21 protein-coding genes and 1 riboswitch are annotated in these 22,490 nt (G+C 61.4%); of the genes, 8 read left to right on the top strand and 13 right to left on the bottom strand.

Going from position 1 to position 22,490, the window contains the following annotated elements; all coding sequences use genetic code 11:
* Positions 1-135: 135 nt before the first annotated feature.
* From petA to Q0478_RS01950, 4 genes are all read left to right on the top strand, one after another.
* Entirely contained in the window at positions 136-696 is a 561-nt protein-coding gene (petA, locus tag Q0478_RS01965) for a ubiquinol-cytochrome c reductase iron-sulfur subunit (RefSeq protein WP_298675660.1), read from the top strand.
* 11 nt (positions 697-707) lie between these two features.
* Positions 708-2,033: a cytochrome b gene (gene petB / locus Q0478_RS01960; RefSeq protein ID WP_298675657.1), complete on the top strand. Its 1,326-nt coding sequence runs from the start codon at positions 708-710 to the stop codon at positions 2,031-2,033.
* A gap of 17 nt (positions 2,034-2,050) precedes the next feature.
* The gene (locus Q0478_RS01955) at positions 2,051-2,839 is read left to right on the top strand and encodes a cytochrome c1 (protein ID WP_298675654.1); all 789 of its coding nucleotides are present in this window, start codon (positions 2,051-2,053) and stop codon (positions 2,837-2,839) included.
* Positions 2,840-3,214: 375 nt separating this feature from the next.
* Complete coding sequence (locus tag Q0478_RS01950) at positions 3,215-4,429, top strand: MFS transporter (protein WP_298675651.1); 1,215 nt, start codon at positions 3,215-3,217, stop codon at positions 4,427-4,429.
* A 142-nt stretch (positions 4,430-4,571) separates the two neighbouring features.
* Here Q0478_RS01950 and Q0478_RS01945 read toward each other — a convergent pair whose 3' ends face one another.
* The 6 genes from Q0478_RS01945 to Q0478_RS01920 form a co-directional block, all read right to left on the bottom strand.
* Positions 4,572-5,273 carry an ATP-binding cassette domain-containing protein gene (locus Q0478_RS01945; protein ID WP_298675648.1) on the bottom strand — a complete coding sequence of 234 codons (702 nt, stop codon included), beginning with the start codon at positions 5,271-5,273 and terminating at the stop codon, positions 4,572-4,574.
* Positions 5,257-6,801 (bottom strand): ABC transporter permease subunit, encoded by a 1,545-nt coding sequence (locus Q0478_RS01940; RefSeq protein WP_298675645.1) that lies wholly within the window; start codon positions 6,799-6,801, stop codon positions 5,257-5,259. The genes Q0478_RS01945 and Q0478_RS01940 overlap by 17 nt, the downstream gene beginning before the upstream one ends.
* Positions 6,777-7,760 (bottom strand): thiamine ABC transporter substrate binding subunit, encoded by a 984-nt coding sequence (gene thiB, locus Q0478_RS01935; RefSeq protein ID WP_298675643.1) that lies wholly within the window; start codon positions 7,758-7,760, stop codon positions 6,777-6,779. Before thiB ends, Q0478_RS01940 begins: the two co-directional genes overlap by 25 nt.
* 37 nt (positions 7,761-7,797) lie before the next feature.
* Positions 7,798-7,896, bottom strand: a riboswitch (TPP riboswitch).
* Between the two features lie 88 nt (positions 7,897-7,984).
* Entirely contained in the window at positions 7,985-8,974 is a 990-nt protein-coding gene (locus Q0478_RS01930; RefSeq protein WP_298675641.1) for a nitronate monooxygenase family protein, read from the bottom strand.
* Between the two features lie 76 nt (positions 8,975-9,050).
* A complete protein-coding gene (locus Q0478_RS01925; RefSeq protein ID WP_298675688.1) occupies positions 9,051-10,166 on the bottom strand; it encodes an acyl-CoA dehydrogenase family protein in 1,116 nt (371 codons plus the stop codon).
* Between the two features lie 5 nt (positions 10,167-10,171).
* On the bottom strand, positions 10,172-11,338 hold the full coding sequence (locus Q0478_RS01920; protein ID WP_298675638.1) for an acyl-CoA dehydrogenase family protein: 1,167 nt from the start codon (positions 11,336-11,338) through the stop codon (positions 10,172-10,174).
* A 188-nt stretch (positions 11,339-11,526) separates the two neighbouring features.
* On the opposite strand from Q0478_RS01920, the gene Q0478_RS01915 reads away from it, so the two are divergent.
* On the top strand, positions 11,527-12,228 hold the full coding sequence (locus tag Q0478_RS01915) for a nitroreductase (RefSeq protein WP_298675635.1): 702 nt from the start codon (positions 11,527-11,529) through the stop codon (positions 12,226-12,228).
* Here the strand turns inward: Q0478_RS01915 and Q0478_RS01910 are convergent.
* The 5 genes from Q0478_RS01910 to Q0478_RS01890 are packed head-to-tail and all read right to left on the bottom strand — an operon-like array spanning position 12,216 to position 18,073.
* Positions 12,216-13,700, bottom strand: coding sequence for a class I adenylate-forming enzyme family protein (locus Q0478_RS01910; RefSeq protein ID WP_298675632.1), 1,485 nt, complete (start codon positions 13,698-13,700; stop codon positions 12,216-12,218). The two genes, Q0478_RS01915 and Q0478_RS01910, sit on opposite strands and share 13 nt — an antisense overlap.
* A gap of 22 nt (positions 13,701-13,722) precedes the next feature.
* Positions 13,723-14,505 (bottom strand): oxepin-CoA hydrolase, alternative type, encoded by a 783-nt coding sequence (locus Q0478_RS01905; RefSeq protein WP_298675629.1) that lies wholly within the window; start codon positions 14,503-14,505, stop codon positions 13,723-13,725.
* Between the two features lie 46 nt (positions 14,506-14,551).
* Positions 14,552-15,685 (bottom strand): acyl-CoA dehydrogenase family protein, encoded by a 1,134-nt coding sequence (locus Q0478_RS01900; RefSeq protein WP_298675626.1) that lies wholly within the window; start codon positions 15,683-15,685, stop codon positions 14,552-14,554.
* A gap of 1 nt (position 15,686) precedes the next feature.
* On the bottom strand, positions 15,687-16,886 hold the full coding sequence (locus tag Q0478_RS01895; protein WP_298675623.1) for an acyl-CoA dehydrogenase family protein: 1,200 nt from the start codon (positions 16,884-16,886) through the stop codon (positions 15,687-15,689).
* Between the two features lie 11 nt (positions 16,887-16,897).
* Positions 16,898-18,073 (bottom strand): acetyl-CoA C-acyltransferase, encoded by a 1,176-nt coding sequence (locus tag Q0478_RS01890; protein WP_298675620.1) that lies wholly within the window; start codon positions 18,071-18,073, stop codon positions 16,898-16,900.
* Between the two features lie 279 nt (positions 18,074-18,352).
* On the opposite strand from Q0478_RS01890, the gene aroC reads away from it, so the two are divergent.
* Entirely contained in the window at positions 18,353-19,468 is a 1,116-nt protein-coding gene (gene aroC, locus Q0478_RS01885; RefSeq protein WP_298675618.1) for a chorismate synthase, read from the top strand.
* Positions 19,461-20,414, top strand: coding sequence for an AEC family transporter (locus tag Q0478_RS01880; RefSeq protein WP_298675615.1), 954 nt, complete (start codon positions 19,461-19,463; stop codon positions 20,412-20,414). Before aroC ends, Q0478_RS01880 begins: the two co-directional genes overlap by 8 nt.
* On the opposite strand, the gene Q0478_RS01875 is transcribed toward Q0478_RS01880, so the two are convergent.
* Both Q0478_RS01875 and Q0478_RS01870 read right to left on the bottom strand, forming a co-directional pair.
* On the bottom strand, positions 20,409-20,822 hold the full coding sequence (locus Q0478_RS01875; RefSeq protein ID WP_298675612.1) for a thioredoxin family protein: 414 nt from the start codon (positions 20,820-20,822) through the stop codon (positions 20,409-20,411). The two genes, Q0478_RS01880 and Q0478_RS01875, sit on opposite strands and share 6 nt — an antisense overlap.
* 17 nt (positions 20,823-20,839) lie before the next feature.
* Positions 20,840-21,661 carry a cytochrome c biogenesis CcdA family protein gene (locus tag Q0478_RS01870; protein ID WP_298675610.1) on the bottom strand — a complete coding sequence of 274 codons (822 nt, stop codon included), beginning with the start codon at positions 21,659-21,661 and terminating at the stop codon, positions 20,840-20,842.
* Between the two features lie 121 nt (positions 21,662-21,782).
* Here Q0478_RS01870 and Q0478_RS01865 point away from each other — a divergent pair.
* A partial coding sequence (locus Q0478_RS01865) for a DegT/DnrJ/EryC1/StrS aminotransferase family protein (protein ID WP_298675608.1) occupies positions 21,783-22,490 on the top strand: 708 nt, incomplete at its 3' end.

The following is a 22,490-nucleotide window of genomic DNA, read 5'->3' as shown; positions in this document are numbered from 1 at the left end:
ACAACGTATCTTCCGCCAATCTAAGCTAGACCTGCGCCAAAAGCAGGTTTAAAGAACGCCAGCAAGTGGCTGCAGGAATCTGCGGCCCTGTATACCGTGTAGGCGGCAAACGCCTGAGAAAAATGGAGAATGCTCGTGTCCAACGCAGAAGATCACGCAGGCACACGTAGAGACTTTATCTACTATGCCACCGCTGGTGCCGGCGCTGTCGCCACTGGGGCCGCAGTCTGGCCAATGGTCAACCAGATGAACCCTTCAGCCGATGTTCAGGCGCTGTCGTCAATCCGTGTCGACATTTCCGGCGTCGAGGTGGGCACACAGCTCACTGTCAAGTGGCTCGGCAAGCCTGTATTTATCCGCCGCCGCACGGCGGAAGAGATTGAAGCGGCCCGCGCTGTCTCTCTGGACGAGCTGACAATCGACCAAACTTCTCAGAACAAGAACAACTTCGACGCGGACGCCAGCGACGAAAACCGCGCGTTGGACGAAGCCGGCGAGTGGCTGGTCATGATCGGCGTCTGCACACACCTCGGCTGCGTGCCGATCGGCGACGGCGCAGGCGATTACGGCGGCTGGTTCTGCCCTTGCCACGGCTCACATTACGACACCTCCGGCCGTATCCGCAAAGGCCCGGCCCCTCTCAACCTTCTCATTCCTGTCGCTGCCTTTGAAGGCGACGAACTGATCCTCGGATAAGGAAGCGCGCAATGTCTGGTATTCCACACGACCATTACGAGCCCACATCAAACGGCGCAAAGTGGCTTCACAAGCGCCTGCCGATTGTCGGCCTCATCTATGACACCCTGATGATCCCCACACCCAAGAACCTGAACTGGTGGTGGATCTGGGGCATCGTTCTGGCTTTCTGCCTTGCCTTGCAGATCGTCACAGGCATCATTCTTGCCATGCATTACACACCGCATGTCGACCTGGCCTTCGCCTCTGTCGAACACATCATGCGCAACGTGAACGGCGGCCACTTCCTGCGCTATCTGCACATGAACGGCGCCTCGCTCTTCTTCTTCGCGGTCTATATCCATATTTTCCGTGGCCTCTACTACGGCTCTTACAAGGCGCCGCGTGAAGTCACCTGGATTGTTGGGATGCTGATCTTCGTTCTGATGATGGCCACAGGCTTCATGGGCTATGTTCTGCCATGGGGGCAAATGTCCTTCTGGGGCGCCACCGTGATCACCGGCCTCTTCGGCGCGATCCCCTTCGTGGGCGAAACGCTGCAAACATGGCTCCTTGGCGGACCGGCCGTTGACAACGCAACGCTCAACCGCTTCTTCTCGCTGCATTACCTGCTGCCCTTCGTGATCGCGGCGCTGGTGATGGTCCATATCTGGGCCTTCCACACCACAGGCAATAACAACCCCACAGGCGTGCCCGTGCGCACCGATTCAAAAGCCGAAGCCGAGAAAGACACGCTGCCCTTCTGGCCCTACTTCGTCATCAAGGATCTCTTCGCCCTCGCGATTGTCTTGCTGGTGTTCTGGTCAATTGTGGGCTTCATGCCAAACTACCTCGGCCACCCAGACAACTACATCGAGGCCAACCCGCTGGTGACCCCTGCGCATATCGTGCCCGAATGGTATTTCCTGCCGTTCTACGCAATCCTGCGCGCCTTCACCTCAGAAGTCTGGATCGTGATCGCCGCCAACTGGATCACAGGTGGCATCATCACAGCCAAGTTCTTCGGCGTTCTGGCCATGTTCGGCGCGATCATCGTGATGGCCCTCGTGCCATGGCTTGACACATCCCGCGTCCGCTCGGGCCGGTATCGCCCCATGTTCAAATGGTGGTTCTGGCTGCTGGTTGTCGACTTCATCATCCTGATGTGGCTCGGCGCAATGCCCGCCGAAGAGCCCTATGCAACTTGGTCACTCATCGCATCAACCTATTGGTTCGCCTACTTCCTGGTCATCCTGCCCGTTCTGGGCGTGGTCGAGAAGCCACTGGCCATGCCAAACACGATCGAGGAAGACTTCGAAGCCAACTACGGCGCCAAAAACGCCACACCGGCCGAATAAGAAAGGACAAGGGAACAATGTTTAAGAAACTTGCACTCTCCGCAGTCGCAGCCCTCGCCCTCTCGGGTGCGGCCTTCGCGGCAGGCGGGGCGGGACACGTCGAAGATGTGGACTTCTCCTTTGAAGGCCCGTTTGGCGCCTTTGATCAGAACCAGCTGCAACGGGGCCTTCAGGTCTTTACAGAAAGCTGCGCTGCCTGCCACGGCCTCAAATATGTGCCCCTGCGCACACTCGGCGATGAAGGCGGTCCGCACTTCTCGGATGCAGAAGTGCGCGCCTACTCGGCCAACTTCAGCGTCTACGACCCCGAGCTCGACGACGACCGCGACGCGCGGCCAACAGACCACTTCCCCGGCTCCAGCCTGGAAAACGCGCCCGACCTCTCGCTGATGGCGAAAAAGCGCGCCGGCTTCCACGGCCCCTACGGCTCAGGAATGAACCAGCTCTTCAAAGGCATGGGCGGCCCCGAGTATATCTACTCGATCCTCACAGGCTACACCGGAGAGGAAAAGGAAGAGAACGGCACGGTGTTCTACGAGAACAAGGCCTTCCCAGGCGGCTGGATCGCGATGGCACCTCCGCTCTATGACGAGCAGTTCGAGTTCAACGACGGCCATAGCAACTCCATGCACCACGCCGCCGAAGACATCTCGGCCTTCCTCATGTGGACAGCAGAACCCAAAATGATGGCCCGCAAGCAAACAGGCTTCATGGGAGCCATCATGCTGGCCATCCTCGCGTCACTGCTGTATCTCAGCAACAAACGCCTCTGGGCGCCCCACAAGCCCAGAAAAGACAACGCCTGATAGCTGTCCACCACACCAGGCTTCTTCTGGTCACAAATACCTAAACCCCCGCTCTCAACAGGCGGGGGTTTTGCATTTTGAGGGCTGTTGCTTGCAGCAAGGTTTTGCGCTGCCTTCGGCATCGCGGTGGAGGGCGGGGCTGGCCCTTCGGGCCAGCCCCGCCCCCGTGGCGACGCGCGCAGGCGCGGCGCAACACCTCTTGGGGACGCGCATTTGGGATCTGTGGGATTGGATATTTGTAGAAAGAAAAAAGACAAGCGAGGTCGAAAAACACCAATAGCCCGATGGGCGATATTCTGACCTTTCTCTGTCGCAAACATTCTCCCACGTCGAAAACGGAACAGAACAACCCTGCCCGAAGCGCAGTCTGGCCCTATGTTCGAGCGTCGTATTCCCGAGTGGCTCCGCCACGCGCCTGCCCCTTCCGTTCACGGGTTCGCCCTATTGGCCGGATTGGAAGGCGTCACCCGCGGGGTGTTGATTTCTGTTTTTCCCATTGCCCTCTACGAGGTTTTGGGAAGTGCGGCCGCGGTCAGTGCGGTATATTTCTATATCGGGCTTGCCTCGCTTGCCGTTGGGCTGCTGGTGCCATTCCTCAACCGGTTCGTCCCGCGTCGCTGGCTCTATGCCTTCGGGGCCAGCCTGTTTGCCTTGGGCTGCGCCTGCGCGGTTGTGCTGGGGCCCAATGGGGTTGTCCCTGCCTTAGCGCTCAATGCCATGGCCACAGTCGTAACCTTCGTGTGCTTCAACGCCTATGTTCTGGACTACATCAAGCGCATCGAACTGGGCCGCAGCGAAACTTTGCGCATGGTCTATTCCGCCCTCGGCTGGACAGGCGGGCCGCTCATCGGGATCTCGCTTTACAGCTGGTGGCATCCCGCACCTTTCCTGCTCTCGGGCACCTCCGCGCTCATCATGCTGACAGTCTTCTTTTACATGCGGCTGGGCAATGGCAAGCTCATCACCCGCGCCCGGCAGGCCTCGCCAAATCCGCTGGCCTTTCTTGGCCGCTTCTTGCAGCAGCCACGGCTTGTTGCGGGCTTTACCTTTGCTGTCATCCGGTCCTGCGGCTGGTGGGCCTATGTCGTCTATCTCCCTATCTACGCCGTTCAGAGCGGCCTCAGCGACCAGCTGGGCGGGCTTTTGCTCTCCCTCACCAACGCCGCGCTTTTTGCTTCGCCCATCATCCTCACACTCATGCAGCGCAGTTCTGTAAGGATTGCTGTGCGCACCGGGTTTCTGGCCGCAGCCTTGTTGTTTGCACTCGGAGGGCTGCTGGAGAGCTGGCCACAGGCAACGCTTGTCAGCCTGTTTGTCAGCTCGATCTTTCTCATCACACTGGATGTCTGTGCCGGGCTGCCCTTTCTCATGGCCGTGAAACCCTCCGAGCGCACCGAGATGTCGGCGGTCTATTCCTCCTATCGCGATGTGTCCGGAATTCTCACCCCCGGGCTGGCCTGGGGCGTGTTGCTGTTTGCACCGGTATCAGGTGTCTTCCTGCTCACAGGGGGGGCGCTGTTTTGCGCCTGGCTTCTGGCCGGCAGCTTGCACCCGCGCCTTGGCGCCCGCCGCCTGCTCCTCACCGGGTAGCGCAGGCTGCGTTAACCAGTTTGTGCCAGGGCAAAACCGGTTTCCCCGGTGCACGCTTTGTGCACGCCCTGTGCACGGGTTGCACCCCCCCAAAAAGGCCTAGGCCATCACGGTTAACACCGCATAACGCAGCCTTAAGGCTTTAGTCATGCCCCAGATATGCGCTGAGGGCGGCAGGCGGCTTGGCAAACAGAGCCTTCGTCTCTTCGGGTGGGGCGGCAACACCCTGTGCAACAAGGCTCACCGCCTGTGCAAAGCGCAGGGCGTCGCTGGGATCATGGCTGACCATCAGAACAGCGCGGCGGTGCTCGCTTGCAATTTCTGTCAATAAATCAAGCATTTCTCCACGCATCGCAGGGCCAAGGGCGGCAAAGGGCTCATCCAGCAAGAGCAGCGGCTTGTCCTGACACAACGCCCGCGCCAGAGCAGCCCGGCTGGCCTGACCGCCCGAAAGCTGGGCCGGTTTGCGGGCCTCAAACCCTGCCAACCCCACCCGCTCCAGGGCCTCCAGAACGCGGCGCTTTTCCACCGCGCTCAGCTTTAAGCGGGTGTTTACCGCCAGGGCGGCATTCTCATAGGCGGTCAAATGCGGAAACAAATTGCCCTCCTGAAACAGAGTCGCCACCGGCCGCTGCGAAGGTGTGGTTGCGGTGATATCTGCCCCGCGCCAAAGCAAGCGCCCGCTGTGAGGTTGCAAAAAGCCGCCAATCAAGGCGAGCAAGGTGGATTTGCCCGCCCCCGACGGGCCGATCAGCGCAACCCGCGCCTGCGCCTCAAGCTGCCAATGGGCCCGCAGCGTAAACGCGCCCTCGCGAAACAGGAGGTTGTCAAGAATGAGCGCCACGGCGACCTCCCCAATCCAACAGGGCAAAAAGCCCGAAACTCAGCCCCACAAGCAAAAGCGCAGCCCCCGCCGCCGCCTCCATCCGATAAGCGCCCATAAGCCGATAGACCTGCAAGGGAAGGGTCGCGTTCTCGGCATCGGCAAACAGGCTGATAACACCCAGATCCCCCATAGACAGCGCCGCTGTCAGACCTGCCGCAAAGCCCATGGCAGCACGGGTTTGTGGCCAGATCAACCGCCGCAATCGGGCCCAGCCATGCAGGCCCAAAGCATCGGCCAACCGGCCAAAATCAGCCTCGGTGCGGGCATAGTCCGGCGCAATAATCCGCAGGGCAAAGGGCAAGGCCATCAGCGCATTTACCACCATGGTCACGGGCAGAGCCAAGGCTTGCGGGCTGGCATAGGGGTTGATCCACAAGAACAGCCCCGTTCCCAGGACAAGCGGCGAAACCGCGAGCCCGAGAAGCCCGATCACCTGCGCCCAAGGCCCCCGCGCTGCCGCCAGCGCAAGTGCGGCCAGAAGGCACAATACCGTCGACCCAACCGCCACACCCAAAGAGGCCACCGCCGCTTGCCAGACACTGGCGGGCAGCTGCCCCAAAGCAGCCACCCCACGCAGCGCGACAAGCGCCAACGGAAGAGCAATGAAGGCCGTCGCCAGAGCCAGCACGCCCATATCTTGCGCCCGCAACCAGGCACTGCTGACATCCCACCTCTGACGCGGCGCGCCCCGCCCGGCACCAAAGCCCGCCACCTGCCCGAGCCAAAGCGCGACAAGGCCGGCCACAAGCACCAACACAAGCTGGACCAGCGCCAGAAGTGCGGCGCGCCCAAGATCAAACTCGAGGTGAAACGCCTGATAGATCGCCAGTTCCAGCGTGGTGGCCCTCGGTCCGCCCCCCAGTGTCAGTGCAACCGCAAAACTGCTCAGGCAAATCAGAAAAACCACGAGAAACACAGAGGGCAGCCGCTCTTTGAGCATTGGAATTTCTATCCACCGCAAGAGCGCGTTGGGGCCCAAACCAAGGCTTGCGGCCAAACGAAACCGCTCTTGCGGGATGCTCTCCCAACCTTGCAGCAAAAGCCGTGTGGCAAGCGGCAAGTTGAAAAAAACATGCGCCAGAACAACCCCGTGGAGTCCGTAGATCTGCACTTTGGGCAGGCCCGCCCAAGCCAGAAATGTGTTCAAGATTCCGCCCTGGCCAAAGACAGCCAGCAAGCCCATCACCGCCACGATCACCGGCAAAATGAAGGGCGCGCCCATCAGCAACACCAGGGCGCCCCGCCCCGGAAAGCTGCGGCGCGCCAAAGCCCGCGCCACCGGCACCGCCAGCACCACACTGGCCAAAGCCGACAGGACAGCCTGCAACACGGTAAAGCGCAGCGCGGCCCAATCGGCGGGTCCAAGCCCCTCAGGCCAACTCGCCCGCAGGGCGACAGCCCCGATGGGCATGAGCACCAGAAGCAACACCAGCGCAGCCACCGCTGCGCTGGTGGCCTGGCTCAGCGCGACAACGCGGCGCGCCATTCTTCCAAAGCATCCTCACGCAGCGCCGCGGCCTCCTCTGCGCTCAGGAGAAGCGCTTTTTCCGGCACAACGAGCGTTTCAAAGCCCTCTGGCAAACCGGCTTTCGGCGTTACCGCAGGATACATCCAGTTGGTGGTGGGCAAGATAGATTGAAACGCATCCGAGACCATAAACTCAAGGAACTGGTCGGCCAACTCGGGCTGATCGCTGGCAGCAAGCTTGCCGGCCACTTCCACTTGCAGATAGTGGCCCTCGTCAAACAGCGCCGCAGATTTGCTGGCGTCGCCCTCGGCGATCAGGTGATACGCCGGCGAGGTTGTGTAGGACAAAACCATATCGGCCTCCCCCTCCAGAAACAGCCCGTAGGCCTCCGACCAGCCCTTTGTGACCGTTACGATATTGTCAGAAAGCCCGGCCCAGATCTGCGAGGCCTCATCTGCATAAGCGGCCTTCACCCACATCAGCAGGCCAAGCCCCGGAGTGGAGGACCGCGGATCCTGAATCAAGATTTTCGCGTCGCTCTCGGCCAGTGCCTTCAGGCTCGCAGGCGGCGTAAACCCTGCCTCATGCACAAAGGCAAAATACCCCCAGTCATAGGGCACAAACATCGGGTCGGAAAAAGCAACCGGCAGGCTGTAGCCCGCGTTGACGCTATGTGGCGCAAAAAGCCCCGTCTCGGCAGCGGCGGCCGTCAGGTTGGTATCAAGACCCAACACGATATCCGCCTGCGCGCGTGCGCCTTCCAGCCGCAAGCGCGACAGCAGGGCCGCGCCATCGCCCGCCGCGACAAACTTCAAATCACAAGCACAGACAGCCTCAAAGGCCTCTTCCACCTGGGGGCCAGGCCCCCAGTCCGACACAAAACTATCGTAAGTATAGACAACAAGTTCAGGCGTTTCGGCCGCTGCGAACCCCGCAGTCAAAGCAAAAACTCCCGTAGCAAATGCAAGATGTTTCATCTCATCCTCCTAATATTGCGACGGGCGGAGATAGCAGGATGAATGTCCCAACCTTCCCTCCGCCGGTCCTAACCGGTTCAGGTTCAACGGGTCCGCTTGCGCGTCTCAGCTCCAAAGAGCTCCCCGAGGTGCGGCCACCCTAGGCAGGGATTGAGGCCGGTGCAAGCCCGCAATGGCCGCTCAAAACAAGCGGCGCAAATGAAAGGGCGCGCCGCGCGGCCCTGCTAGCCGAATTCGGCCGCCAGCTTCTGGCCGGCCGCCTGATACTCGCGCGCAATCCGCGCCACGATCTCTCCCGCAGGACCAACAGATTTCACAGCGCCGATACCCTGCCCAGACCCCCAAATTGTCTTCCATGCCTTCGGCTTCTCGCGCTTTGCGCCAAAATCCATTGAAGAGGCGTCTGCCACGGGGAGGTTGTCAGGGTCCATGCCCGCATTGCGCACAGAGCCGCGCAGATAATTGCCCCAGACCCCGGTAAAGAGTGAGGAATAAACGATGTCTTCCGCACCGGATTCAACAATCATATCTTTGTAGCCTTGCTCTGCATTGGCCTCATCCGTGGCAATAAAGGGCGAGCCCGCATAGCCAAAATCAGCCCCCATGGCCTGTGCCGCCAGAAGGCTCTCACCTGTGGCAATCGCGCCCGACAAAGCCAAGGGCCCGTCAAACCACTCGCGAATTTCACGGACCAGCGCAAAGGGTGATTGTTGGCCTGCGTGGCCCCCAGCGCCTGCGGCCACCGCCACAAGGCCATCTGCCCCCTTCTCAATGGCCTTTTTGGCAAAGCGGTTGTTGATGATGTCATGCAAGACAACACCGCCACAAGAATGGGCCGCCTCATTTACCTCCACCCGTGCGCCCAATGACGTGATCCAAAGCGGCACCTCATGGCGGACACATATCTCCAGATCACGCTCAAGGCGGGTGTTGGAGCGGTGCACGATCTGGTTCACAGCAAAAGGCGCTGCCGGCCTGTCCGGATTGGCTTGGTTGTGGCGGTCCAACGCCTCCTTGATCTCGGTCAGCCAGGCGTCCAGCAGCGGTGGCTCACCCGCACCCTCGCGGGCGTTGAGCGCTGGAAAAGAGCCGACAATCCCGGCTTTACATTGTGCAATCACAAGCTTGGGCACCGAAATGATAAACAGCGGCGCCGCAATCAGCGGAATGCGCAGCCCTTTCAGCGCAGCGGGCAGGTGGCTGTCGTGGGTCATGGCTGTCTCTCCAAAGTGTTAAAACGGCTGCCAAAGCCGGGGTTTTCTGTGGTGTAAACAAGGTGCCGCGCGGCCATCAGAAGCCTCTTTGCGCAGCAACTTTCTCGGCGTGATAGCTGTAGTCTCCCAGCCATTCCGCCCCGACACGCGCACGCTTCATGAAAAACCCCATGTCAAAAGCATCTGTCATGCCAATGCCGCCATGGAGCTGCACGCCTTCCTGCACGGCCAGGGTTGCGGTCTGGGTTGCCCGGGCCTTGGCCAAGGAAACCGCAAGAGCCGCGCTGGCCGGGTCGCTGTCCAGCATACGCCCGGCATTGAGAATAGCGCTGGAGGTCACCTCAATCTCGCACCACAGGTGGGCCGCGCGGTGCTGCAAGGCCTGAAACCGGCCGATTTCAACGCCAAATTGCTTGCGCTCTTTCAAATAAGACAGGGTCATGCCAAAGGCCCCCGCCGCAAGCCCGGTCATTTCCGCAGCCAATGCGGCCTGCCCGGCCTGCAAGGCCGGCTGGAGCACGCTCATGGCGTCATCAACGGCCCCCAGAACATCCGCGCCCGTGGCCTCGACATCCTCAAAGCGGATCCGGGCCACATCCCGCGAGTCAATCATATGCGCCATGTCGCGGTGCACCCCGGCCCGATCCGCCGGAATATCAAACAACGTCAGCCCCGCTTGGGTGCGTGCCAAAACCAACAGCCGCTCGGCCAACCCGCCGTCCACAACAAACTGCTTCGACCCCGACAGGCAGAAGCCATTGCCCACGGCTCGCGCCTCTAAACGCGTGGAGTCCGGGGCGAATTTGACACTCTCATCAATGGCCAAAGCATAGGTTGTCTCGCCCGCCGCAATTTGGGCCAAGGCCTTGCTGGCCCGCGCATCTCCCACCTGGCGCAGCGTTGTGGCAGCAATAACTGCGGTGGAGAGAAAAGGCGCAACGGCAAGGGTGCGCCCCATTTCCTCGGCAATCACATTTGCCGCAGCAAACCCCATGTCTGAGCCACCCGCACTTTCAGGCACCAGAACACCGGCCCAGCCGAGCTCCGCCATGGCCTTCCAGGCGGCTGCATCATGCGTGCGGCCCTGGTCCCGCATCTGCCGCAGTTTGGACAGCGGTGCCTCACGCTCAAGAAAGCTTCGGGCCATATCGGCCAGCAGGGTTTCTTCGTCGGTTCTCACGAGTTTTGTCATATCGCTCATCCGGGCAGCCCCAAGATACGGCGGGACACAATAGAAAGCATGACCTCGCTTGTGCCGCCCTCGATGGAATTGGCCTTGGTGCGCAGCCAGTCCCCCGCACGGTTGCCCAAGGGGCCGTCCCACTCAAGCGCATCCGAGCCACCCGCCGACATCATCAACTCATGTCGGCGCTTGTTCAGCTCTGTGCCCATATATTTCAGCATGGCCGAGGCATCGCCTGCGCCCTGCCCGGCTGCGGCCTGATCCTTGTAGCGCTCCAAGGTCAGGCCCAATGCCAGCCCGTCTACCTCACAGCGCATGGCATCTGCGCGCAACACGGCATCCATGTCACGCACCGTGTCAGCGATCACAGCCCCAAGCGCGCGCCCGCCTCCCGACAAGGCGGCCCCGCCAGCAGAAATCATCTCGCGTTCATGTGTCAGCAGGTATTTGGCCACATCCCAGCCTGCGTTTTCAGCACCAACGATTTGATCTTTTGGCACTTTGACATCGGTGAAAAACGTTTCGCAAAACGGCGAAACACCACTGATCATCTTGATGGGGCGGGTCTCGATGCCCGGGTCTTCCATATTGATCAGCAAAAACGAAATACCCTTGTGCTTGGGCGCGTCACGGTCTGTGCGCACCAAAGCAAAGATCCAATCGGCCTTATCGGCATACGAGGTCCAGATCTTCTGGCCGTTCACCAGCCAATGGTCGCCGCCCTCTGCGCCATGGGTCTGCACATTCGCCAGATCAGACCCCGCACCCGGCTCGGAATACCCCTGACACCAGCGCAGCTCTCCTCTGGCCACGGGTGGCAGATAGCGCAGCTTTTGCTCGTGGGTGCCAAAATGCAGCAAGGCAGGCCCCAACATCCAGATACCAAAGCTCTGCAACGGCAGCCGCGCGTTGAGCCGGTCCATTTCTTCCAGAAAGATCTTTTCCTGATCCCGGCTAAATCCAGCCCCGCCGTAGGCAACAGGCCATGTGGGCACCGTGTATCCCTTCGCCGCGCAGCGCTCCAGCCAGAGCTTCTGGGCCGGCGAGCTGAATGTCCAAGATTTTCCACCCCAGCAAATGCTCTCTTCCGTCATAAGCCCGTCGCGCATCTCTTCCGGACAGTTTTCTTGCAGCCATGCGCGCATCTCGGCACGAAACGCTGTCATCTTGTCGTCACTCATTCGCAAGCCTCCCTCACGGCCTACCGCGCCAAGCAGCGGTCCGTTGCGCCAGAATGGAAGCCCCAACCGAAGTTGACAAGCCACGACGCCACGTCGGAGCTTTTCTGCGGGCTTCTTTGGGGCATAGTCGCAGAACCATCATCCGGCGCAGGCGAGCCCTTCACCCGCACCCAGACAAAGGACATCAGATGAACCTTGATCAAGCCATGCAAACCCGTCGCTCCATTCGCGGTTTCACAGACAAACCGGTTTCCAAAGACCTGCTGGAAGAGATCATCGCTCTGGCCAACCGCGCGCCCTCCTCGATGAACACGCAGCCCTGGCATCTGCATGTGCTGACAGGCGAACCCTTGGAGCGCGTGCGCGAGGGCAATACCGAGCGGATGCTCGCAGGTGTGCCACCGAGCCGTGACATAGAAGATTATGCCGCCTATGAGGGCGAGCACCGCAAACGCCAGATCGAAATCGCCGTCCAGCTGTTTGAGGCCATGGGCATCGAACGCCATGACGCCGAACGCAGACAGGATTGGGTGATGCGCGGCTTTCGCCAGTTTGATGCGCCGGTCTCGATCGTGGTCTGTTTTGATCGCTCCCTGCTTGCCAACACGATCGCCCATTTTGATACCGGCGCGATGACCTATGGTCTGGTGCTTGCCGCCTGGAGCCGCGGGCTCGGCGCGGTGATCAACGGGCAGGGAATCATGCAAAGCCCGGTGGTCCGCGAGGTGGCGCAGATTCCGGAAGATCAGGTCATTCTTACCTGCGTCGCCCTTGGGTGGCCCGACGAAACCTTCGTCGCCAACTCGGTTGTTTCGCGCCGTCGCCCCGTGAGCAACGTGACCCGCTTTCTCGGCTTTGACGCCAACGCAGGCAAAGCTCAGTCCAGCTGATCTGCAAAAACCGCCATGAGCCGGTGCTTGAGAATCTTGCCCGTGGGCGCTGCGGGCAGATCATGGGTCAGGATGATCCGGGCGGGCCGCTTGTAGCCGGCCAGCCGCGGCTTCACAAAAGCCGCCAGCGCCTCGGCTGTTGTCGTGTCACCCTCTGCCAGCTGCACGAAAGCCAAGACCTCCTCATCTCCCTCGATGGCGCGCCCAATCACCGCCGATTGAACAACATTCGGATGGTCGTTGAGCGCGGCCTCCACTTCGGGTGGATAGACATTGAAACCACCATGGATGATCAACTCTTTCAGCCGCCCCAGAATATGCAGATGGCCCTTGGCGTCCAATTGCCCCAAATCACCCGTTCTAAGCCAGCCATCCGGGCCCAGAACCTGCTCTGTCGCCACCCGATCCTTGTAATATCCCTTCATCACATGCGGACCGCGGGTAAGCACCTCTGCGCAGCCTGCGGGCGTTTCTCCCCCGATCTTGACCTCAACACCGGGAAGGGCAGGCCCGGTTGAAATATCCGCCGCACCGATCGGGTTTTTGGTGGCGCAAACGCCAGCCGTGGTTTCGGTCATGCCATAGCCATTTTGCAGGGCCACTCCGTAAAAAGCTTCTGCCTTGCGCTTCCAGCTCGGGTCCAGCGGCGCAGCTCCGGAAGAGACATAGCGCAATTTCTCCGAGCCAAGGGCCTTGAGCCCTTGCTCGGCGGTATACTGCATCAAAAGCGCGTGCATCTGCGGCACAGCCGAAAGCAGAGTCACGCCATCTTGCAAAGCCGCAAACAGCTTCGCCGCCGAAAACCGCGCCTCCAGCCGCACCGCGGCCCCCGCAGAGCACGCCGCCACAACCACCGAGGCGAGCCCGAAAACATGGGTGATCGGCAATACCCCATACACCAGGTCTTTGTCGGACATTTGCCGCAGATCCGCCGAGGCCTGCCCGCCAAAACACAGGTTGTCATGGGTCAGCATGACACCCTTTGGCGCGCCCGTCGTGCCGGTGGTGTAAAGCAGCACAGCCACGTCATGCAGCGAAGCGTCCGCATTGCTGGCATAGGGCCGGGCCAGATGAACAGAGCCAAACACACCCTGTTGCGCTGTTGCGCCCAAGCGGTCTGCATGGGCCAGAGCATCGGGCGATACGGCACTGGTGCACACCACAACAGCGGGCGTCGCATGGTCCAGAATGCGCTGCACTTCGGCACCGCTTTGCCGGGCGTTGACCATCACGGCAACCGCCCCGAGCTTCCAACAGGCAAACAGGAACGCCACCGCCGCAGCGGAATTTTCAGACAAGATCATCACCCGGTCACCGCGCTTTGCAGAGGTCCGTCGCAACAGCGCCGCGCCCGCCTCGGCGGCTTGGTCAAGCTCGGCAAAGCTCCAGCTTGTGCCAAGGCTGTCAGAGAGTGCCGGCGCATCGGGGCGCAGCTCCAATTGACGGCTCAAAAAGGCTCCGGTTTGGGCCATAGCCCTGCTCCTCCCCGCGCGCTCAGGCAAACCTTGGCTTGCGCTTTTCCAAAAAGGCCGCAATGCCCTCACCAGCCTCTGCTGCGCCTGCGGCCTCGGCCATGGCGTCGCGCTCCGCATCCAGCTGCGCAGCTTCGGATGTCTCATAGGCCTGCGCCACAAGCTGCCGGATGGTGCCCTGCGCTGCACGGGGCCCCGCCGCCAGATCATCTGCCAGCGCCATGGCCCCACCGAGGGCCTCACCCGGCTCACACAACAGGCTCACCGCCCCAAGCGCGGCAAAACGGCTTGCAGCCACAGGCCGGCCCAAAAGGCACATTTCCATAGCCAAAGGCCGTGGCACCATGCGCGCCAAAGCTGCGGTCAAGCCCGCATCCGGCACCAAGCCAGCCTTGACATAAGCCGCCGTAAACTGTGCCTCCTTGCTGGCAACCACCATATCGCAAGCCAGCGCCAGCGAGAGCCCCGCGCCCGCAGCGCCGCCTTCCACGGCGGCAATCACCGGCACAGGGCTTGCCCGCAGCAAGCGCACCAGATCATGCAGCTGATCCACTTTTTCCCGGCGCTCCGCTTGCGTCAGCTCGCGCCGCGCAATGAGCACATTCAAGTCACCCCCCGCACAAAAGAACCCGCCCCGCGATGTCAAAATAAGCGCGCGGATCCGTGGCGCCTTTGCGCGTTCAAACGCTTCTGTGAGCGCCTCATAGAGCCCGGGCGTCAAAGCCCCCCGCTTGGCCGCATTGCCATTCCAGACAATCAAACGGTCTCCCTTGTCTTCTATCTCGCTCTGCGCGTCTTGTGGCATGGGTCTCTCCTCTCGCAGCGGGGGCTCAAAACAACGGCAAAATCTCTCACGCCGCCGAAAACGCGATAAAACGTTCCAGATGGTGGTCCACATCTCCAAACCGGTGGTCGGCCATCACAATCCGTTTGGCGATATGGGCCAGCTCGTATTCCTGCGTCATGGCAATCCCTCCATGCAGCTGAATGCTCTCTTCCGCCACAAGGCGGCCCACCCGGCCAATCAGGTTTTTGGCGGCGGACACAAAGCGCTCGCGCTGCGCCGGCGCGGCCTCAAGGTGCCCCGCCGCGTTGATCACAGCCGACCGTGCCTGCTCCATCTCGATCAGCACATCAGACATCCGGTGCGCCAGAGCCTGAAAACTGCCGATCGGGCGGCCAAATTGCTTGCGGGTCATTAGGTAATCCTTGGTGAGCGCGCAGGCCGTTTCCATCGCCCCGAGCGTCTCGGCGGTTTGTGCGACACAGGCCGCCGCAATCTGCGCCGTGATCGCCTCTGCCGCCTGCCCCGGCGCGCCCAGGCGCGCTTGGGCGCCGAGCCTGACTTGCTCCAGCGTCACTTCTGCCGCCCGCCCGCCCGCCAGCAAGGCATACCCCTGTATCCCCAGCCCGGGCGTATCTTTGGGCACCAGAAACAGCGAAAGCCCCTCCGGATCATCGACAGCGCCACTTTCGCGCGCCGAGACAACCAACATATCCGCACGCTCGGCATTGAACACAACAGCTTTTCGGCCCGTCAGAAGGATCGTGTCGTCCTGCGCGTGGGCAGTGGTTGCCACATGGGTCAGATCATAGCGGCCCGTGGGTTCGCCATGGGCAAAAGCCAGCTGGAGCCCGCCCGCCATCAGCCTGTCCAGCAGGTCCTGCTGCGCGGGGTTGCCCAGCCGGGCAATCAGCCCCCCTGCCAGAATGGCGGTTTCCATGAAAGGCTCCACAACCCCGGCGCGCCCCAGCGCCTCAAAGACAACGGCAAGATCAAATCCCGCGCCACCAAAGCCGCCCTGCTCTTCTGCAAACAAGGCCGCGATCACGCCAAGATCGGCCAATTGCTGCCAGATCTCCTCCGACATACCCGCCTCGCTTTGCAAAATAGCGTTGCGGGTCTCTGTCGTGTATTTATCGCGCAGATACCGTTGCAGGCTGTCTTGCAGCATCTGCCGCTCTTGGGTGAGTTCAAAGTTCATCTCAGGCCCCTCCCCGCAGGCTTTCCTTGGCAATGATACTGCGCTGGATTTCGTTGGACCCGCCAAAAATCGAAAGCTTGCGATTGTTGAAATACTGCGCGGCAACCGGCCCAGCAGACAGAGGGTCCGGCACCATGTCATTCGCCCCTTCAAGCGCCTCAGAAGCAAAGGGCATGGCATAAACGCCACCAGCCCGGCGCGCCAGATCGTTGATCGCCTGGCGAATGATGGTGCCTTTCACCTTGAGCATGGAGCTTTCCACGCCCGGCGCAGTTCCCGCCGCGGCACGGGAGATCATCCTCAGATTGGTGGTGGCCATCGCCATGAGATCAATCTCGATCTGCGCCACACGCGCCGCAAAATGCGGGTTCTCAATCAGCGGCCTGCCATTGGCCATCTCGGCCGCAGCAATCCGCTTTACCGCCGCCAGCCCCGCCTGCGAAAACCCGACACCGGCAATATTGGTGCGCTCATGGGTCAGCAGATATTTGGCATAGGTCCAGCCCTTGTTCTCTTCGCCCACAAGGTTCTCCAGCGGCACTTTCACATCGGTCAGCCAAACCTCGTTCACCTCTGCACCCCCGTCCAGAAGCACAATCGGACGGACTTCAACGCCGGGGCTGTTCATATCAATCAGCAGGAAGGAAATACCTTCTTGTTGCTTCACCGCGCTGTCGGTGCGCACAAGACAGAAAATCATGTTCGCGTGCTGCCCCAATGTCGTCCAGGTTTTCTGACCATTGACAACATAATGCCCGCCCTCTTTCACAGCGGTGGTTTTCAGCGAGGCCAGATCAGAGCCCGCGCCCGGCTCGGAATATCCCTGACACCACCAGTCCTCACCCGAAAGGATGCGCGGCAACCAATGGTCCTGTTGCGCTTTGGAGCCAAATTTCTGCAACACGGGCGCAAGCATGGAAAGGCCAAAGGGCACAATGCGCGGGGCCGAGGCCGCCGCGGCCTCCTCCTCAAAAATATGGCGTTGCACCGCGTTCCACTCTGCGCCGCCAAATTTCTTGGGCCAGTTGGGCGCAAGCCAGCCGCGTTCATTGAGAATGCGGTGCCAACGTTCGTGGCCTTCCTTGCCCAAATCCTTTCCGCGCCTGACCTTGTCGCGCAAATCGTCGGGCAGGTTTTGGTCCAGAAACTGCCGCACCTCCTTGCGAAAGGCTTTTTCTGCGTCCGAATAGCTCAGGTCCATGACATGTCCTCTCAGTAGATTTCAAACAAGCCTGCGGCCCCCATGCCGCCACCAATACACATGCTCACCACACCAAGTTTCGCGCCGCGCCGACGCCCTTCCAACAGAAGATGCCCGGCCATGCGCGCACCGGTCATGCCAAAGGGATGCCCGATCGCAATCGAACCGCCATTGACATTGAACTTCTCAGGGTCGATCCCGAGCCTGTCACGGGCATAAAGGCACTGCGATGCAAAGGCCTCGTTGAGCTCCCAAAGGTCAATATCCGCGATGCTCAGCCCGTGCCGCTTAAGCAGACGGGGAATGGCAAAAACAGGGCCTATGCCCATCTCATCCGGCGCGCAGCCAGCAACGGCAAAGCCCTTGAAGGCGCCCAGAGGCTCAAGCCCCTGCTGCTCGGCTTCTGTGCTGTCCATCAGCACCAAGGCAGCAGCTCCATCAGAAAGCTGGCTGGCATTGCCCGCCGTAACCCAATTGTCAGCGCCACGCACCGGCTGCAAGGCGGCCAGCCCCTCAAGTGTGGTGCCCGGCCGGTTACATTCGTCGCTGGCAAGGGTGACCTCTTTGTGGCTGATGTCCTTTGTCTTTTTGTCCTGCACCGCCATAACAGTTTGCAACGGCACAATTTCCTCTTCAAATTTGCCACTTTGCTGGGCTGCGGCAATCAACTGCTGCGAGCGCAGGGCATAGGCATCCTGGCTTTCCCGGCTCACGGCATATCGCTGTGCTACAATATCTGCGGTCTCGATCATGGTCATGTAAACATCGGGCTTATGCGCTTTCAGCCAGTCTTCCCGCAGCGGCGTAACCTGCGGCTGCACCATCGAAATAGACTCAACCCCCCCGGCAACCATCGGGCCGGCCCCGTCCTGACAAATCGCATTGGCCGCCATGGCGATGGTCTGCAAGCCACTGGAACAAAAGCGGTTGACCGTCACACCAGAGGCCGTCTCCGGCAAGCCCGCGCGCAGCGCGATCTGGCGCGCTATATTGCTGCCTGTGGCGTGCTCGGGAAACCCGCAACCGATCATCACATCCTCAACCCGCGCCGGATCAACGCCAGAGCGGGCAACGGCCTCAGACACCACATGCCCCCCCATGGTGGCACCGTGGGTGATGTTCAAAGCACCGCGAAATGACTTCGCCAAACCTGTCCGCGCTGTTGAGACGATAACCGCTTGTTTCATGTTCGCTTTCCTATCTGCGCATCTATCCGCATTTTGTCCTGTCCCTGTCGCCCGCCCCATTTTTGGCAAAACCGGGCCAAAACCGGCCAAAACGGTGGGCTTGTCGTCCCACCATGAGCGAGAAGGCCCCTCACTGCCAGCCCAAAGGCGGCTTTGGGGCGCAACGTCAAAACAGTCAAAGCAGGGCCAACCTGCGGCTGCGGAGCCGCTTTTGCGCCAAGGAGCGGATTGCGCGCCCGCGCAATTCGACATAAACCTCCGCCCAAAGGAGCTTGCCCCATGAGCATGAACACATTTGGCCACCTCTTCCGCGTCACCACATGGGGCGAAAGCCACGGGCCGGCCCTTGGCGCCACGGTTGATGGCTGCCCCCCCGGCGTGCCACTCACCGAGGATATGCTGCAAGTCTGGCTGAACAAGCGCCGCCCGGGTCAGAACAAGAACACCACCCAGCGGCAAGAGCCTGATCAGGTGCGCATTCTCTCGGGCGTGTTCGAAGGTGTCACCACCGGCACGTCCATCCAGCTGATGATCGAGAACACCGACCAGCGCTCCAAAGACTACGGCGACATCGCCCAGACCTTCCGCCCCGGCCACGCCGATATCACCTATCACCAGAAATACGGCCTGCGCGACTATCGCGGGGGTGGCCGCTCTTCAGCGCGCGAAACAGCCGCGCGCGTGGCCGCGGGCGGCGTGGCCCGTGCCGCCCTCAAGGCGCTCGCCCCCGATCTGCAGATCATCGGCTATATGACCACCATGGGCGAGATGGAGATCGACCGCAGCGCCTTTGACTGGGACGCGATTGAGCAGAATGATTTCTGGATTCCCCAGAGCGCGGAAACAGCCAAGGCTTGGGAGGCCTACCTCACCAAAGTGCGCAAAGATAAGAACTCGGTTGGCGGCGCCATCGAGGTTGTCGCGCGGGGCGTGCCCGCCGGCATCGGCGCGCCGATCTATGCCAAGCTTGATACCGATCTCGCCGCCGCGATGATGAGCATCAACGCCGTGAAAGGCGTCGAAATCGGCGAAGGCATGGCCGCAGCCAAGCTCTCAGGCACCGACAACGCCGACGAGATTTTCATGGGGCCCAATGGCCCTGAGTATAGCTCCAACCACGCAGGCGGCATCCTCGGCGGTATCTCCACGGGGCAAGATATTGTCGTGCGCTTTGCGGTCAAGCCGACCTCCTCGATCCTCACGCCGCGCGCCTCTATCCGCCTTGATGGCAGCGCCACCGAGGTGGTTACCAAGGGCCGCCACGACCCCTGCGTCGGCATCCGCGCCGTGCCCGTGGGCGAGGCGATGATGGCCTGCGTGATCCTCGATCACATCCTCTTGCACCGCGGCCAGGTTGGTGGCGCTGTGGGCGAAACGCGGGGCCAGATTGGCTGAGGCCCTCGCCGTCCTCGGCATCACCCTGCCTCTCTTCACGGCGGTCGCGCTTGGCTATCTCTGCGTGCGCTTCGGCCTCTTCAAGCCCGCCGATATGCGCCTCTTCGGCAGCTTCGTTCTCAACGTCGCGCTGCCTGCGCTCCTGTTTCTCGCCGTGGCCAGTCGCGATGCGCGCGAGGTCTTCAACCTCACCTATATGGCCGTTTTTGCCGCCGGTGCCCTCGCGACAATTGCGGTGACATTTACGCTTCTCACGGCGCTCAAAACAACGCCCAGCCGCCGCGCCGTGGCCGTTATGGGCGCCTCCTGCCCGAACTCGGGCTTCATAGGCTACCCGCTCATGTTGCTCGCCTTTCCCGACATCGCGGGGCAAATTCTCGCGCTCAACATGCTGGTTGAAAACATCCTGATCATCCCGCTCTGCCTTGTGCTTTTCGAGCTTGCCAAGCCGCAAAAGAGCGCAAACATCGCCCGCCTGATCGGGCAAATCGTGCTGGGCGTCTTGCGCCGCCCGATGGTCATTGCGCTCTTACTTGGCCTTGTCGTGTCGCTGCTCAAACTGCCTCTGCCAGCGCCGCTCACACAAACCGCTGGCCTCTTTGCCGCCTCCGCCTCCGCGCTGGCGCTGTTCACAATCGGGGGGGCGCTTGTCGGCCTGCCGTTCAAAGGCCACCGCGCGCTGGCGGGGCTCACAGCCGCAGGCAAGCTTGCCTTGCACCCTGCCATGGTCGCGCTTGCGCTTGTCGCGGCGGTGGCCCTCGGGCTGCCACCTCTGAGCCGCGAAATGGCGGCGGCGGTTGTCCTCTCCGCTGCCATCCCGATGTTCTCGATCTACGCGCTCTTTGCCTCCGAGCTAGGCCACGAGGGCATGGCCTCCATCGCCCAGCTTCTGGCCACGGGGGCATCTTTTGTTACCCTCAGCGCGCTGATGCTCTGGCTCTTATGAGCTGGCCGCCGCGCCAAGCGCCACATCCATCAGCGCCTTGATCTCGTCCTTGCCTGTGCCGGCCACAATGCGGCCAAGCTCTTCCTCGCCCTTCATCACAACAAGCGTGGAGCGGCGCGGGATATTGAGCTCTTTCACCAAAGCGCCCTTGCCGTGCTTGTCCCAATCCACGTTGATGAACGTCACCTTGGCCGCATAATCGGGGTTTTCTGCCTTCAAAGCGTTGATCACCCGCTCCTGCGCGCGGCAGGTGCTACACCAGTCAGCCTTGAAGTCGAGAAAGACAACATCGCCTTGGGCGAGGTGCTTCTTGGCCAGCCCCTCGGTGTAATCCTTGGGCATGGCCAGCGCGAGGCCGGGGGCGGCGAGGGCGGCAAGGCCGGTTAGGCAGAAGCTGCGTCTGTTCATGAGAAATCTCCTTGAGCTCAAATGGATACGGAAAGATCAACAAGCCAGGCTGGCATCACATCCAGAAGCCAGGCGTCAACCATGTGGTGAACGTTGAAAAAGAGCGCGAGGCCCACAGCGACAAAGACAGCGCCCATCACAGGCCGCGCCGCAACGGCCAACCGCTGCATCCGCTCACGGTTGCGCGTGAGCCATGCGCGCGTGCCATAGCCAAGGCCGATGATGAGCGTGCTCACCCCCAGCGCGAAGAAAACCATGATCAGCGTGGCCAGCCCAAGGCTCTCGCCCTGACTGGCCAGCGCAATCGCGCCGCCCAAAGTGGGCCCGATGCAGGGGCTCCAAACCGCGCCAAGCAGCAAGCCACCCGCGAACTGGCCTTTGAGCGAGCCTTGGTCAATCTCGTTCATCTGCTGATCTGCGCGCGCCGACATCCCCGCCGTTGCGCCCGAAAGCACCATGCCAAAGCGCGGAACCAGCAGCATGAGGCCAAAAGCCACCATCAGCACGGCCCCCGCCTGCGCCACGCTCTGCGCGTCCAGCCCGAGCGCACGGCCAAAAGCCGTAACGCCCACGCCCAACAGCACGAACGAAACACTCATCCCCGCCGCCAAAGCCACACCGCTGGCCGAGGCCGTACGCCCGTCAAACAACAAGGGCAGGGCGCCCCCGAATTCTTCGACCGCGTGATCCCTGATGATCCAGCTTAAACGGGTCGTCGCCCCCGACGCCGCGACCCCCAGCAGGTCCAGCAGATTCAGCTTGGCTTGGGTCTGCTGTGTCGCGTTTAAATCAGTCCAGCGGAAGGTGTGGATAAAGGCAATCGGGTCAGGCTGTGGCATGGGCGTTCTCCTTACCTTCAGCTTGGTCCTCAAAATGCGGCTCTCTCTGTGCCGTTTCCGACATCCGAACCGGCGCATTACGACATTGACGATTTTTGCACCCTGATCCAATCTCGCGCCCATGAAAGATATATTCACCGGTAGCTTCACACAGCAGGAACCCATCCCCGACGACGCCATTGCCGCCGCCGTGCGCGTGCTGCAATCGGGGCGTCTGCATCGCTATAATCTTGTCGGCGACGAAGAGGGCGAGGTCTCGGCGCTGGAACGCGAGTTTGCCGCCTATACCGGCGCGAAATACTGTCTGGCGGTGGCGTCGGGCGGCTACGCTTTGGCCACGGCACTTCGGGCGCTGGGCGTGAAACCGGGCGAAAAGGTTCTGACCAACGCCTTTACCTTGGCGCCTGTGCCGGGGGCGATTGCCTCGGTCGGGGCGGTGCCGGTGTTTGTGGGCGTGACCGAAAATCTGCGGATTGATCTGGACGATCTGGCCGCCAAAGTCGGGCAGGCAAAGGTTCTGATGCTGTCGCACATGCGCGGGCATATCGCCGACATGGACCGCCTGATGGAGATCTGCAACGCGGCAGGCGTGCAAGTGGTCGAAGACTGCGCCCACACCATGGGCGGCGCATGGCGCGGCACCCCGTCGGGGCGGTTTGGCGTCATGGCGGCCTATTCGACCCAGACCTACAAGCACATGAACTCGGGCGAGGGTGGCTTGCTGATCGGGGATGACCCCGAAATTAGGGCGCGGGCCACGATGCTGTCGGGGTCGTATATGCTTTACACCCGCCACGGCGCGGCCCCTGATCCGGACGTGTTCGAGCAG

This window comes from uncultured Lentibacter sp. (assembly GCF_937123735.1).
Lineage (GTDB): Bacteria > Pseudomonadota > Alphaproteobacteria > Rhodobacterales > Rhodobacteraceae > Lentibacter.
The sequence above is the reverse complement of the archived record's forward strand: the minus strand, read 5'-3'. Positions and strand labels throughout refer to the sequence as shown.